This window comes from Butyricicoccus sp. (genome assembly GCF_977037065.1).
In genome coordinates this window covers 1-14,514 of record NZ_CDRQNY010000035.1, presented here as the reverse complement: position 1 = coordinate 14,514, position 14,514 = coordinate 1, and the positions used below count along the sequence as shown (strand labels likewise).

Annotated in this window: 13 protein-coding genes; 1 reads left to right on the top strand and 12 read right to left on the bottom strand. The window is 57.8% G+C overall.

Going from position 1 to position 14,514, the window contains the following annotated elements; translation table 11 throughout:
• Nucleotides 1-115: 115 nt before the first annotated feature.
• From ACWVX6_RS09945 to ACWVX6_RS09920, 6 genes are all read right to left on the bottom strand, one after another.
• Nucleotides 116-643: a hypothetical protein gene (locus tag ACWVX6_RS09945; RefSeq protein WP_418998430.1), complete on the bottom strand. Its 528-nt coding sequence runs from the start codon at nucleotides 641-643 to the stop codon at nucleotides 116-118.
• A 709-nt stretch (nucleotides 644-1,352) separates the two neighbouring features.
• A complete protein-coding gene (locus tag ACWVX6_RS09940) occupies nucleotides 1,353-1,715 on the bottom strand; it encodes a type II toxin-antitoxin system PemK/MazF family toxin (protein WP_110437051.1) in 363 nt (120 codons plus the stop codon).
• Nucleotides 1,716-2,121: 406 nt separating this feature from the next.
• Nucleotides 2,122-3,240, bottom strand: coding sequence for an alanine racemase (gene alr / locus ACWVX6_RS09935; RefSeq protein ID WP_455153046.1), 1,119 nt, complete (start codon nucleotides 3,238-3,240; stop codon nucleotides 2,122-2,124).
• Between the two features lie 38 nt (nucleotides 3,241-3,278).
• The gene (locus ACWVX6_RS09930; RefSeq protein ID WP_455153045.1) at nucleotides 3,279-3,824 is read right to left on the bottom strand and encodes a hypothetical protein; all 546 of its coding nucleotides are present in this window, start codon (nucleotides 3,822-3,824) and stop codon (nucleotides 3,279-3,281) included.
• Between the two features lie 45 nt (nucleotides 3,825-3,869).
• Complete coding sequence (locus ACWVX6_RS09925) at nucleotides 3,870-4,736, bottom strand: NAD(P)H-hydrate dehydratase (RefSeq protein WP_455153044.1); 867 nt, start codon at nucleotides 4,734-4,736, stop codon at nucleotides 3,870-3,872.
• Nucleotides 4,737-4,747: 11 nt separating this feature from the next.
• Nucleotides 4,748-5,236 (bottom strand): LURP-one-related/scramblase family protein, encoded by a 489-nt coding sequence (locus tag ACWVX6_RS09920; protein ID WP_455153043.1) that lies wholly within the window; start codon nucleotides 5,234-5,236, stop codon nucleotides 4,748-4,750.
• 106 nt (nucleotides 5,237-5,342) lie between these two features.
• Between ACWVX6_RS09920 and ACWVX6_RS09915 the strand changes: the two genes are divergently transcribed.
• Entirely contained in the window at nucleotides 5,343-5,915 is a 573-nt protein-coding gene (locus ACWVX6_RS09915) for an N-acetylmuramoyl-L-alanine amidase family protein (RefSeq protein ID WP_455153042.1), read from the top strand.
• Between the two features lie 45 nt (nucleotides 5,916-5,960).
• Here ACWVX6_RS09915 and ACWVX6_RS09910 read toward each other — a convergent pair whose 3' ends face one another.
• From ACWVX6_RS09910 to murB, 6 genes are all read right to left on the bottom strand, one after another.
• Nucleotides 5,961-6,674: an SDR family NAD(P)-dependent oxidoreductase gene (locus ACWVX6_RS09910; RefSeq protein ID WP_455153041.1), complete on the bottom strand. Its 714-nt coding sequence runs from the start codon at nucleotides 6,672-6,674 to the stop codon at nucleotides 5,961-5,963.
• 1 nt (nucleotide 6,675) lies between these two features.
• The gene (pfkA, locus tag ACWVX6_RS09905) at nucleotides 6,676-7,650 is read right to left on the bottom strand and encodes a 6-phosphofructokinase (RefSeq protein ID WP_455153040.1); all 975 of its coding nucleotides are present in this window, start codon (nucleotides 7,648-7,650) and stop codon (nucleotides 6,676-6,678) included.
• A 130-nt stretch (nucleotides 7,651-7,780) separates the two neighbouring features.
• Nucleotides 7,781-11,299, bottom strand: coding sequence for a DNA polymerase III subunit alpha (locus ACWVX6_RS09900; protein ID WP_455153039.1), 3,519 nt, complete (start codon nucleotides 11,297-11,299; stop codon nucleotides 7,781-7,783).
• Nucleotide 11,300: 1 nt separating this feature from the next.
• The gene (whiA, locus tag ACWVX6_RS09895; RefSeq protein ID WP_110437061.1) at nucleotides 11,301-12,194 is read right to left on the bottom strand and encodes a DNA-binding protein WhiA; all 894 of its coding nucleotides are present in this window, start codon (nucleotides 12,192-12,194) and stop codon (nucleotides 11,301-11,303) included.
• 52 nt (nucleotides 12,195-12,246) lie between these two features.
• A complete protein-coding gene (gene rapZ / locus ACWVX6_RS09890) occupies nucleotides 12,247-13,104 on the bottom strand; it encodes an RNase adapter RapZ (RefSeq protein WP_118729577.1) in 858 nt (285 codons plus the stop codon).
• 60 nt (nucleotides 13,105-13,164) lie between these two features.
• Nucleotides 13,165-14,079, bottom strand: a complete 915-nt coding sequence (gene murB, locus ACWVX6_RS09885; protein WP_110437063.1) for a UDP-N-acetylmuramate dehydrogenase — start codon at nucleotides 14,077-14,079, stop codon at nucleotides 13,165-13,167.
• Nucleotides 14,080-14,514 lie beyond the last annotated feature (435 nt).

Here is a 14,514-nt window from a genome sequence, read left to right as displayed (position 1 = left end):
CGCGCTGCCGAAGTTTCACGGTAATACATCAAGTATTACCGCAAAACTGTGCCTCGTCAGTACGCAAAATTTACTCGCAAATCACTCTTGTTCAATTATGCGGTATTACCTAAAGTTACGCCTTTTCAGAGGACGCAGCCGCATCGGCTGCGTCCTTTTTCCATTCCAGAACTGCCGTGCTTCCTTCTGTGCGGCAAAGCACAAAGGCCGGTGCCAGCGCGAACGGCTTTTTCGGGTCAAACGGGCATTGCAGACGCAGTCCGGTCTCCGTCGGCTGAATCTGCACGTTTTCGTTGGATAGAAGCGCGTCCAGAACCGCATCTCCGGTAACAAGCGGCGGCTCGGGCGGCGCATTGCTCTGCGGCAAAGACTCCGGTGCAGACGCGAGATAGAACCGTTCGGGTTCGCCCTCGCAGCCAGTCTCATGCAGCATTTGCCGCGAGAGATGCCGGCGCAGGCGCAGACGGCCATGCTCCGGTGCAGGCAGACCGACCCGCAGGATGTTTCCGTTCACGACCGTATAGCAGCGCAGCAGTTCGTCCCCACAGACGGCGCAGTCGAGATTGACCTGCACGCCGCAGGCGTCCGGGGTCCAATCGATCGTACCAATCGGGTTGTCGTTACAGAATACGTCTGCGCGCATGGGCGGTTCTCCTTTCTGTGCAAATTTGAATTTTACTACTTGCTAAAGCATATAGAATGGGAGCCAACCTTTGGCTGGGAGGTCCAAAAGGATAGACACCAAGGTTTGCCCGTAGGCCACTAAACCTTGTTCCCGCGCCGTGCGCGGATTAAATGAGTACTATCCTCTTGGGACTCCAGTTTCCTTTGCTTGTTAGTCTGGCGCCAATTTCCTATATGTGACCGCTGCGAAAAGGGGAACGGCAGTCGGGTTACCACAGCGTTTCTTTCGCAAAATATGCGCAGTTCACAGACAGCGTACTGCTACACATATCGGAAAGCCTACGCAGAGGGCGGCACGGCTATGCCGCCCAAAGATTACGCCTGCGATTGCAGTGTGGCACGCGCTGTCTGACGCAGAAGAGACCCTTGTCAGCGTGTAAGGGTAGGCCGACTGCCGTTCCCCTTTTCGAAGCGGTCGCCGGTCTCTGGTCTGCGTCAAGCTAAGAAACAAAGGGAAAAGGGAGTTAAGAGGGTAGTACTCATTTAATCCGCGCACGGCGCGGGAACAAGGTTTAGTGGCCTACGGGCAAACCTTGATGTCTATCCTCTTGCCCCAGCCGCGGGCGCGTCACATTCCCCGTTTGTGAAACGGATCACAAATCAACATTTGTACATAAAAAGCGCATACCCCATAAAAGGATATGCGCTTTCTCCCGTCGTTATACGGCTTACCCCTGCACCGAGCCGAGTCCGAAGCTGACTGCCAGTGCTTCATCGACGTGCCGCATGGCTTTTTCGTCGAGCGAGCCCATTTTCTCGCGCAGGCGGCGTTTGTCCAGCGTGCGGATCTGCTCGGTCAGGATGATGGAATCCTTGGTCAGTCCGTAGTTCGGCGCACCGACCGTGATATGCGTCGGCATTTTCGCCTTGTTGATCTGCGATGTAATAGCGGCGGCGATCACGGTCGGACTGTACCGATTGCCGACGTTGTTCTGCACGATCAGCACCGGACGGATGCCGCCCTGCTCACTGCCAACCACCGGACTGAGATCGGCATAGTAAATATCGCCTCGTTTGATGTTGCTATCCACTTTGGTTCACACTCCGATGAAATAGATTTACGGTGCTGCCTGATGGTTTTCCCGCAAACCTATTTTCCCCGTGTCACACAAAATTATAACTGTATAATGCAGAAAAGCGGAGAGAGAAAATCTCCTCCGCTTCAAAGCTGTCGCGAAACTACAGTTTCGCCGACAAGCAGGAACGGACCGCAGGCCGTTCCAAAGTCGTCCGAAAGTTCCTGTTCAGAAACTTTCTCCCTCCAGAAGTAAGAAAACCGTGATACATGCTCCCGGTTTTCTTGCATTTGCAACGCAAATGCTGTTTTAATAGCGCTGCCGCGCGATACTATCAAACTAACAGGATACCGACTTTGAGAGACAAATGAAGCGAGGAAAAATCTCCTCCGCTTCATCTTATGCACGCAATGTCAGTAAATTACCGATAGAAGCGCGGCACGCGCCGGCTGATGGCGCACAGCACCTCGTACGAGATGGTGCCCGCCGCGTCTGCTGCATCCTCTGCCGTCCAGCCTTCCGGGCCGAACACGGTCACTTCGTCACCGCGATGTACGTCTACGCCCTCCGGAATACGCACCATGCACATATCCATGCAGATGCGGCCGAGCACGGGCGCTTTCACGCCGCCGAGCAGCACCTGCGCCTTGCCCGAGCCGGTACGCAGATAGCCGTCCGCATAACCCATTGAGATAACCGCCATACGGGTCGGCTCTGCCGTCTCGAAGGTGCGTCCATAGCTGATGGTCGTATTCGCCGGAATATCGCGCACCTGCACCACACGCGCCTTGACGGTCATGGCGGGTCTCAGATCGAGCACCGGCGGCACGGAGGCATCCGGCCGATAGCCGTACAGGATAATGCCCGCGCGGGTCATCGTACAGTGCATCTTCTCGTAGGTCTGGATGGCGCCGCTGTTCGCACAGTGGCGCAGCGGCAGATCAAGACCGGCTGCTTGCAGACCCTCGCACACATCCGAGAAGCGCTTGTACTGCAATTCCGTGTACGCCTCGCCCGAGGGCACGTCGGCAACCGCAAAATGCGTGAAAATGCCTTCGCTGATCAGGCCCGGCAGCTTGGAGCACGCAAGGATATCCTGCACGGTCTGCTCACACTCCCACGACGGGAAACCGAGCCGCGTCATGCCGGTATCCAGCTTGTAGTGTACGGTGACCGGCTTGCCGGTGCGCTCTGCTGCCGCGCTGATGAGTTCTGCGGTCTCGCGGTCGTACACCGGCACGGTGATGCCGTACTGTGCCGCCGTGTCCATATCCTTCTCGTCCACATAGCCAAGGATGAGGATGGGCGTTTCGATGCCTGCTTCGCGCAGCTCCACACCCTCCGGAATGGTCGCTACCGCAAAATACGGTGCGCCCATCTTCTCCAGCCGCTTAGCCACCTGCACGGCACCGTGACCGTATGCGTCCGCCTTAACGACACACAGGACCGGCGCCTGTGCCTGCTCGCAGATCACGCGATAATTATGCTCGATCGCACCGAGGTCGATCTCCGCCCAAGTGCGGTGTTGATTTACTTCCATTGTTTTCGTCACTCCAACAGAACCGTTTGGTTCCTGATTTACTGACAGGATTCCACCTGTATGGTCAGCACGCGCGCACCGTCCGCATACAGCTCGGCATAGACCGGCTGCAGATCGCTCTGCCGCAGCCACACCTGCTTTTCCACGCTGTCGTCTGCATTTTCATAGCGCAGCACGAGCAGGCTTTCGCCGTTCGTGCGCTCGCTCCACACCTGCGCAGGCACAGCATACCGCAGATCGTTCAGCAAACAGAACCACGCGTCTGCCGGTGTCAGTCCGGTGTGCCGAGGAGCAATATCATCCAGCTGCAGCTCATTGTACTGTAGCGTGAACGCGCCGTTCTCCTCACCCGAGATGCGCCCGCCGATACCGGCGACCGACTCCGGTGCGGTCAGCGTGAAGGAATCGCTGTCCTCTCTATTATAGACATAGTCGCTTTCAAATTCCAGTACAGATTCGTCCAAATCCGAGATTATTTTCAAATGCGCCGTACAGCTGTCCAACGATGCGAAATGCGCACGCATATCCTCGGCACTCATTTCCGCCGAGCGGCCGCAGCCGCAGAGCAGAACAAGCGCCGCCAAACCACACAGCAGCCTGTTCAGATTACCACTCCTTTGACCGGTTTATCACCATGTTTTCGAGTTATATCGTTTCAGCAGAATCGGCAGCTGCGTCAGCATATCGCTCGGCGTCATGCCGTATTCGCTCAGCGCGTTCGCAGCCAGATCTCCGGCTCTGCCGTGCAGCCACACCGCCGTACAGGCTGCCAGAACCGCGTCAATGCCCTGTCCGCACAGCGAAACCAGCATGCCTGCCAGAACATCCCCGCTGCCGCCTTTCGCCATGCCGGGATTGCCCGAGGTATTGCGGTACGCCGCGCCGTCCGGCGTGAAAATGCGGGTGCGGTGTCCCTTGTAGAGCACGATGCACCGATAGTCCTGCGCGAACTGTGCCGCGTCCGCAGCGGTCGCATCCGGCTTGCCGCTGAGCCGTGCAAACTCGCCTGCGTGCGGCGTGAGCACAACCGGCTTTGCCGTTCGCCGCAATATATCCTTATGCCCGGTAATCGAATTTATGCCGTCCGCATCGAGCACAATCTGGCAAGCAGCTTTTTCAAGCAGGGTACACACGATTTCGGTCAGCGTATCCGAACGGCCGAGTCCGCACCCGATGAGCAGCGCGTCCGCCTTTTCGGCAAGCGCAAGCAGCTTCGGCAGTGCGTCCATAGAAAACAGCCCGTTTTCATCCTGCGGCATGGGCCGCACGACCGGCTCATTCAGCTTGACCGCCAGCACCGGCCACGCACCCTGCGGAACTGCCAGCGTCACAACGCCGCTTCCCATGCGGACCGCGCCCTGTGCCGAAAAATATGCTGCGCCTGTATATCCTGCCGAGCCGCACACGCACAGAATGCGGCCGTAGTCGTTTTTATTTGTCTCCGGATTGCGCGGATGCAGTACACCGTCCGCGAAGTCCTGGTTTATCTCAATCATATCGTTTCCTTTCAAGTCGAAGCCGCTGCCGCGTTCGCCTGCGCGTGCACTGCGTCGATTGCAAGGACGACCGCCAGCGCAAGCATTTCGTCTGCGGAATCGGCGATGTCCAGCTGGTAGCAGTCACCCCAAGTGAACCACTCCTTGGAGATGGACACGACCTCGCGTCCGTTCTGCGTGATGCGGTACTCATGCGCCCAGAAATCACCCTCGATCGTCCAGTCGAGACCCTCGATCTCGTATTTTTCGTAGAAAAATGTAAGCCGCTTGACGATTTCCGCGCGTTCCACGCCGTCGATGTACACGAAGAACCGCGGCATCATACTGAACACCTTCTGCTGGATGAAGGCGGTCTCGTGTCCGGTCAAGTCGGTGACATACAACTTCTTGCCCCACGAGAAAAACTCCCCTTCGACATGGTATTTGTCGGCGCCGGTTTCATCAAAAACAGTAAACCGATCCACCCAGGAGAATACCTTCTGTTTGATATATAATTTCATATTGATCCCACCCCTCTTTTCTTACAGGATAACACGGCGTGTGCTGACCGTCAAGCACGGACGTTCTGCCGCGCTGCCGCATAGGCTGACACGAGGAGGTGATACTTTGGCGATCAAGATTTTTGTCGATCAGGGACACAATCCGTCCGGTCCGAACACCGGCGCGGAAGGCGGCGGTCTGCTCGAACAGGATGTGACCTACGCTGTCGGCGTGTATCTGGCTGATCTTCTGCGGGCCGACTCGCGGTTTGAGGTGCGGCTGAGCCGCACCTCACCCGAGGAAATCCTCGGCACAAGCAATGCCACCAGTCTGGCCGAGCGCGTGCGGCTGGCGAATGAGTGGCCTGCGGATTACTTCATCAGCATCCACTGCAACGCGAACGTAAATCCCGCCGTCAACGGCACCGAGGTGTATGTTTATCAGGAAAATACGCAGGCATACTGGCTGGCGCAGCATGTGCTCGCCGGCATCGTTGCGCGTGTCGGCACGCGCGATAACGGCGTGCGCGTCCGTCCAAGCCTGTATGTCCTGCGGCGGACGCAGATGCCTGCGATTCTGGTCGAGCTGGCATACCTGACCAATACTTCCGATGCGATGAAGCTGGAGAACGATCCGTTCGGGTTTGCACAGGGCATTTATAACGGTCTGCTCAGTTATTTTGACTTTGAACCGTATTAACGAAAAAAAGCGAGAGGTTTTACCTCTCGCTTTGCGCTTATTTTATTAGAAACCGCCAGTCACACCGAGCACTTGTCCGGTAATGAAAGACGACTTATCCGAGCACAGATACAGAATACTGTCCGCGACCTCGGCTGCCGCGCCGACTCTTCCGAGCGGTGTCTGATCGGCAAGCTCCTGCATGGTATCCGCACTGTGCATGGCGTTCATGTCGGTGTCGATCACGCCCGGTGCAATGCAGTTGACCCGGATATTGCTCGGGCCAAGCTCCTGCGCGAGCGACTTGCTCAGGCCGATAATCGCAGCCTTGCTCGCAGAATAATGGCTCTCACAGGACGCGCCGCACTCCCCCCACATGGACGACACCGTGACGATGCTTCCCTTGTGGTTGTGCAGCATTTCAGGCAGCACGGCGCGAATCGTGCGCACCGTACCCATGAGATTGACATCCAGCATGCGCATCCAGTCCGCGTCGGTGATATTCTGGAACAGCTTCTGTTCGGCAATGCCTGCGTTGCAGACCACGGCATCGATCGTGCCGAACCGCGCCTTCCCTTCCGCGACCGCGAGTTCCACTGCCGCGGTATCCTGCTGATCGGCTGAAAGTGCAAGTGCGCCGGTCTCCCCAGCGAGCCTGTCCGCCGCTTTCCTGCTTTTGCTGTAAGTAAACGCGGTATTCCATCCGTTTTCGGCAAACACGCGCACACAGGCGGCACCGATGCCGCGCGAGCCTCCGGTGATGAGAACAGTCTGCGCCATGTCAGATGGCAACCGTCTGCTGTGCCTCGAACAGACACTGGTTCAGATCCTTGCTCTGTGCCAGACCTTCCTCAATGTCGATATCGGTAACAATGTTGTTATCCGAAACAACAACACGGTTGGCCTTGCCCTCCATCAGAGCACGAACCGCAGCATAACCCATGCGGGTCGCCATAACACGATCCATAGCGGACGGAGAGCCGCCGCGCTGGATGTGACCGAGGATCGTTACACGGGTGTCAATGCCGGTAGCCTCGTGAATCTGGTCTGCAACGGCCTGTGCGGAGCCATAGCCCTCGGCTACGATGATGATATGGTGGTTGCGACCCTTGATACGGCCGATACGCATTTTCTCTACAATCTCGGTGTCGAAATCCAGCTGACGCTCTGGCAGGCAGATTGCGGTCGCGCCGACTGCACAGCCAACCTGCAGTGCCAGATGACCTGCACGGCGGCCCATAACCTCTACAACAGAGCAGCGCTCGTGGGACTGCATGGTGTCGCGCAGCTTATCGATGCACTCGATCGCGGTATTGCAGGCGGTGTCAAAACCGATGGTGTAATCAGAGCAGCCGATATCATTATCAATGGTACCCGGAACGCCGATGCACGGAACACCCTTGCGGGAAAGCGCCTGTGCACCGCGGAATGTACCGTCACCGCCGCAGCAGATCAGGCCGTCAATACCGAGGTAGCGACAGGTGTCAGCCGCCTTCTGCAGACCTTCCTCAGTCAGCATTTCCTTGCAGCGTGCGGTGTACAGCATGGTGCCGCCCTTGCGGATAATGCCGTCTACACTGCGGGCACCCATCTCGATGATGTCGCCGTTGATGAGACCGCTGTAGCCGCGGCGAATGCCAAGAACGGAAATATCGTGTGCGCTTGCGCTGCGGACTACCGAGCGGATAAGTGCGTTCATACCGGGTGCGTCGCCGCCGCTGGTAAGTACGCCGATTCTGCGAATTTGTTTATCCATGATAAAGCCTCCCTGTTGTCGGGTCTGTTTTCTTTCTTGGCGGCACAGTCGATGCCGCACTGACCTCTATATTGCAGTTCTGTTTCCCTCTGCGGAAACCGTCTCTCTCCCCAAGGATAAGCACAGTCTCCTATTGTATTATAACATCTTCCTCGCGCAAGAGAAAGCGTAATTTTGTTAAAAATGCAATATCCGGTTTGCACCAGTACCGGCGGGCAGCGAGCGTCTTTTTCTTCGTGTCCATCGGGTAGAGATAGACCGGCGTATCGCCGGGCTGTGTGCGCAAAACCTCTTTAATCTGCGTCCATTCATCACCCTGCAGGCTGGAAATACGCAGAAACAGCTTTTGCGGCGCCAGCTTTGCCGCCTGCGCATCGGTGTAGACCGACTTCTGCGTGCTCTTTTTCGGCTGCTGCAGGCTCTCCACTGCACTCTCGGTGAGCGGCTGCGCCTCGTTCAGCAGCACCTTGGGCGCCTCGTCCTCTCGGGCATCGATCTTACCGGTGAGCAGGACTGCGCTGTCCTCGGTGAGATATGCGCCGCACTGCTGCAGCGAACGCGGGAACACGACAAGCTCAATCGCTGCCGTGTCGTCCTCTGCGGTGACATACGCCATCATCGAGCCGTTCCTGGTCGATTTCAGACGCACCGCCGTGATAACACAGGCAAGCCGTACGGTCATGCCGTCCTTGTAGACCGGCCTGCTGCTCTCGCCCGTCAGGTCGTCGATGATCTGCTTGACGGAGGCCGCCTGCGCCTTCTGCGTCAGGCTGCGGTACTCGTCCATTGGGTGACCGGAGAGGTACAGACCGGTGGTCTCCTTCTCCATCGCCAGCAGCTCCCGCTTGGGCACTTCCGGAATGTTCGGCATCGCAATCTGCGTGTCGCGCACCTCGTCGTTGCCCATGCCGAACAGGTCCATCTGACCCTCGATGTTCTTCTTGCGGTTCTGGGCAATGGCATCTACCACGGGATTGACGATTTTCAAAAGCTGACTGCGGTAGTAATGCATGGAATCGAACGAACCCGCCTTGATGAGACTTTCGAGCGCTCTGCGGTTGAGTTCGCGGTCATACATGCGCTCGCAGAAATCCTGGAATGAGGTAAACAGGCCGTTCGCTTCCCGCTCCTCGACCAGCTGCTTCATAAACGAGCGTCCCACACCCTTGACGGCTGCCAGACCGAAGCGGATATTCTCGCCCGCAACCGAAAACTCGTCATAGGACTCGTTTACGTCCGGCGGGAGCACCGCGATACCCATATCACGCGCCGCCTGAATATACTCGGAGATCTTATCCGAAACATCCAGAACGCTTGTCAGCAGCGCCGCCAGATATTCTCTCGGGTAATGGCACTTAAGATATGCCGTGCGGAACGATACGACTGCGTAGCATACGGCATGTGCCTTGTTGAACGCGTAGTTTGCGAAATCCATGATCTCGTCAAACAGACTTGCCGCAACAGCTTCGGGCACGCCGCGCTTGATGGCGCCGTCAATGCCCAGCTCCTCATTGCCGTAGATGAAGTTGACGCGCTCCTTTTCCAGCTCCTTCATCTTCTTTTTACTCATGGCGCGGCGCACCATATCTGCCTTGCCGAGCGAGTAACCCGCAAGGCTCTGGAACACCTGCATAACCTGTTCCTGATAGATCATACAGCCGTAGGTGACGCTTAAAATCGGCTCGAGCAGCGGATGCTTGTACGTTACCTTTTCCGGATGATGACGGCACTCGATGTAGCGCGGAATGGACTGCATCGGACCGGGCCGGTACAGCGCAACGACTGCGGTAATATCCTCGATGGACTGCGGGCGCAGACCGGTAACAACGTTGGTAATGCCCGCGCTTTCCAGCTGGAACACGCCCATGGTCGAGCCCTTGCCGAGCATTTCATAGGTCGCGGGGTCGCTCATATCCACGTTCTCGATGGAAAAATCCGGCGTGTGACGGCGAATCAGCTTTTCCGCGTCCGCGATAACGGTCAGGTTGCGCAGGCCGAGGAAGTCCATCTTGAGCAGACCGAGTTCCTCGATGGTCACCATCGTAAACTGCGTTACCATCTGGTCGCCGTTGCGCGAAAGCGGAACGTAGGTGTCCACGGGGTCCTTGGTGATAACCACACCTGCCGCATGCGTCGATGCGTTGCGCGGCATGCCCTCGAGCGCACGCGCCGTATCAATAAGCTCTTTGACCTGCGGCTGCTCGTCGTACATCTTTTTCAGCTCCGCGTTGATGGTCAGCGCCTTATCGATCGTAATGTGCAGCTCGTTCGGCACCTGCTTGGCAACCGCGTCAACATCGTTGTACGGGATGTTGAGCGCACGGCCGACATCGCGGATGGCACCGCGGGCAGCCATCGTGCCGAACGTGACAATCTGCGCCACGCGGTCCTTGCCGTACTTGCGGGTAACGTACTCGATGACCTCCGGACGGCGAACATAGCAGAAGTCCACGTCGATATCCGGCATGGAGACACGCTCCGGATTCAAAAATCGCTCGAAGTACAGCGAGTAGTGAATCGGGTCAAGGTCGGTGATAGCGAGGCAGTACGACACGATCGAGCCTGCAGCCGAGCCGCGTCCGGGGCCGACCGGAATGCCCTGACTTTTCGCGTAGCCGATAAAGTCGGACACGATGAGGAAGTAATCGACAAAGCCCATCTTGGCGATCATGTCGATCTCGTACTGCAGACGCTTGCGCACGGTGCCGTCATCGTTCGGATAGCGTCTTGCGAAGCCTTCATCGCACAGCTTCTGCAGATATTCGAGCGAGGTGTAGCCGTCCGGCACATCGAATTCGGGCAGATGGTACTTTCCAAACTCGAACTCGACCTGACAGCGTTCTGCGATCTTTACCGTGTTGGCGAGTGCCTCCGGGTGCTCCGGGAACAGCGCCGCCATTTCGTCCGCATCCTTAATGTAGAACTCCTGCGTCTCGAACTTCATGCGGGTCGGGTCATCCACGGTCTTGCCCATCTGGATGGACATGAGCACGTCCTGAATACGCGCATCCGCCTTAGTCAGATAATGCGCGTCATTGGTCGCCACCAGACCGATGTTCAGCTCCTTGGAAAGCTGGTACAGACCTTCATTGACTTTCTGCTGCAACGGAATGCCGTGGTCCTGAATTTCAAGGTAGAAATGCTCCCGGTCAAAAATATCGAGGAACTGCTCGCAGAGGTCATACGCGCCGTCCATATCACCGTCCGCCAGCGCACGCGGAATCGCGCCCGCCAGACAGGCAGACAGACAGATGAGTCCTTCGCTGTGCGCGCGCAGCAGCTCCATGTCGATACGCGGCTTCATATAGAAGCCTTCCGAGAAACCGCACGACACCATGTGGATGAGGTTTCGGTAGCCGGTCATGTTCTCGCACAGCAGGATGAGGTGCGTGTGCCACTCGCCGTTGATGTAGCTACGGTCAAAGCGCGAATGCGGCGCCAGATACACCTCGCAGCCGATGACCGGATGGATACCCTTGGCCTTGCAGGCGCGGTAAAAGTCGATCACGCCGTACATGACGCCATGGTCGGTCAGCGCGCAAGAGGTCTGCCCCAGCTCTGCCACACGGTCCACCAGCTTTTCGATACGGCAGGCGCCGTCCAGCAGGCTGTATTCGCTGTGGACATGCAGATGTGCAAATGGTACCAATTTAGTCCTCCTTCTCCGCAAGCTCGATGATCTTTTTCAGGCGGTGGCTCAGTCCCGGTTTGGAGATGGGCGGATCGAACCGCTGCGCCAGCTCGGACAGGCTGTCCGTCGGGTATTCCAGACGCAGGCGCACGGTCTCCCACAGGTTGCCCGGAAATGCGTCCTCCCCCCGGCTGTCGATCAGCGCCTGAATCGCCGCGATCTGTCGCGCCGATGCATCGGCGGCCTTCATCATGTTCGCGGTCTCGCAGTTGACCTGCCGGTTGATCGTGTTGCGCAGATTCTTCTCTACCTTCGCCTGCATCAGCTCCATCGCCGCGTGCGGCGCACCGATGCGCGTAAGGAAATCCTCCGCGCTTGCGCCGTCCTTAAAGTACAGCAGATACGCGCTGCCGCGCCGTGCCTGCTTGGGCGATAAACCTAAATCAAGCATCAGGCTTGTCTCCTCCCCCGACAGACTCTGGTGGGTGGTTTTCAGCTCGAGATGGCTTTTCTTGTCCGGTCCCGCGACCGTGCCGCCCATGAGGAAGGCGCCGCGCAGAAAGGACGCAATGCAGCAGTCCTCCTCGAGCAGATTGCGATTGATATGATAGGTGATATGGCTCTTGCAGTCGTAGCCGAGCGCATCAAACACGCGTCCGATCTGCGCCGGTTCGGTAAGCACAAGCTGCTGCTTGCGGCCTGCCTTCTGCGGCTCGCACTCGACAAAAAACGCGCGCTGCAGCAGTGCCTGCAGACGGCGGACAACGGTCATGTTCTCCGCCGACAGCCGTATCTCCTTGTGCGAAAAAACCGAGGCATGGAGCAGTGCGCCGTAAACCTCGGCACGCGTGCAGCAGGCGCGCTGCATGGATACCCGGCACAGCTCGTTTTTGACCTCGGTTGAAAAAGACATATATTCTCTCCGTTCTGTACAGCACGCTTCGCCTGTCCGGAACGAAGCGGGTTTATCTCTGGTAATCGCGGTGCATGGTCACTACACCGTATTCCTGCCTGCGCAGGTGTTCGCTCAGCGCCTCGGTGATAGCGACCGAGCGGTGCTTGCCGCCGGTGCAGCCGATGCTGATGATCAGATTCGCCTTGCCTTCCGCGATATAGCGCGGAAGCAGAAAGTCGATCATGCCCGTCAGGTAGCGCATCAGCACATCCGCCGTACCGCCGCGGAACACATAATCGCGCACCTCCGGATCGGTGCCGTTGCGCTCGCGCAGGCTCATTTCGTAATAGGGATTGGGCAGGAAACGCACATCAAACACAAGGTCGCTCTCGGGAGGAATGCCGTACTTGAAGCCGAACGACTGTACGATGACCTCAAACACCTCTCCGCTCTCGGTGCCGGAAAACATCGTCAGCAGACGTTCGCGCAGACCGGCAGCAGACAGTCCGGTGGTGTCCACCACAAAGTCGGCACGGTCGCGCAGACCGGACAGCATTTCGCGCTCCTTTTCAATGGCGGCTGTCATGGACATGCCCTTTTCCATCAGCGGATGCTTGCGGCGCGTCTCCTTGTAGCGGCGGATGAGCGTCGGCGTGTCCGTGTTGAGGAACAGGATGCGGTAATCGCAGCCCATGCTCTTGATCGAATCCAGCGAATCAAACAGCTGCTGGAAATCGCCGCCTGCACGCACATCGGTGACGAGCGCCACACGTTCATAGCGTTCGGTTGCCGCCAGACAGATCTCCGCGAAGCGCGGTATGAGGGAGATCGGCAGATTATCGACGCAGTAATAGCCTAAGTCCTCAAGTGTGGCGACCGCGCGGCTCTTGCCTGCGCCCGACATACCGGAAATGATCAAAAAATACATGTTACCTTTCCCCCTGCCCTGTGTTTCTGCTGTGATAACGCCGCCGAGCGGCGCTGCTGATTATTTTACGATGCGCACCTCGCACTCCAGCTCCACGCCGAACTGCTCGCGCACCCTGTTCTGCACCAGTTCGATCAGACGCAGCATGTCATCGCATGTTGCACCGCCGCGGTTGATGAGAAATCCCGCGTGCTTTTCCGAAACCTGTGCCGCGCCGACGCTCGTGCCCTTGAGACCGGCCTGCTCGATAAGCTGGCCCGCAAAATGTCCCACGGGACGCTTAAATGTCGAGCCTGCCGACGGGAAGTTGAGCGGCTGCTTGTCGCGTCTGCGCTGCGCGAAATCGTTCATCTTATCCAGAATCGCCGCCGAATCGCCGTTCTGCAGCTGCATGGTCGAACGGAGCACCGTCCAGTCCGGATGCTTGCGGAACACGCTCGTACGGTAGTCAAAGCCGTGCTCATCGCCCTTGAGGGTGCAGATATTGCCTTCGCCGTCTACAAATTCGGTCTCCTGCACAATGCCGGCCATCGTGCCGTCATACGCACCCGCATTCATGTAAACCGCGCCGCCCAGACTGCCCGGAATGCCGCCTGCAAACTCGGCTCCGGTCAGACCGGAACGCTGTGCGCGGCGGGCAATGCGGCTGAGCAGCGCACCCGCCTCGGCGGAGACAGTGTTATCCTCATTTACGCGGACTTCATCCAGCTCGGATGTGCAGACAACCGCACCGCGGATGCCCGCATCGGCCACCAGCATGTTGGAGCCGTTGCCGAGCAGCAGGAACGGAATATTGCGCTCGCGCAGTACGGCAAGTGCCGCGGTCAGTTCCCTGCGGGTCTTCGGCTGCACGAACAGGTCCGCCGGTCCGCCGATGGCGAACGTAGTATGGCGGCGCATGAGTTCGTTTTCTGCAATATCTATTTCAGGTGCGGCCTCTCGCAGTGCCGCGATGCAATCCTTAATATGCTCCATAAGGCGTTTAATCCTCCAAAAATCTATATAAAAAAGTTTAAGTGGTATACCCTCGGAATTCCGGCCGCGTCATGCGGCGGCGCATCGAAGGTCCGGCACCGGGAGCAGGCTCCAGTCTGTCCTGCCGTGCCGTTTTGGTTTTTGCTTTACTGTTTATTATAACAAATACAAATGGGATAAGCAATCAGTCCAAGCGGGTTTCCGCAGATTTTTTCGGTTAAAAATCGGATTTTTCTCTATTCGGCACCGGCTGAGCGGGGTACTTGAACCGTGCAGGCGGTTCACCCTATCCGGGCGGCAGCTTTTTTCAGCACCGGCTGAGCGGGGTACTCGAACTGCGTTAGCGTGTTCGCCCTATCCGGGCGGCTCCTTTTCTGCACCGGCTGAGCAGGGTACTCGAACTGCGTCAGCGTGTTCGCCCCCTAACGGGCGGGA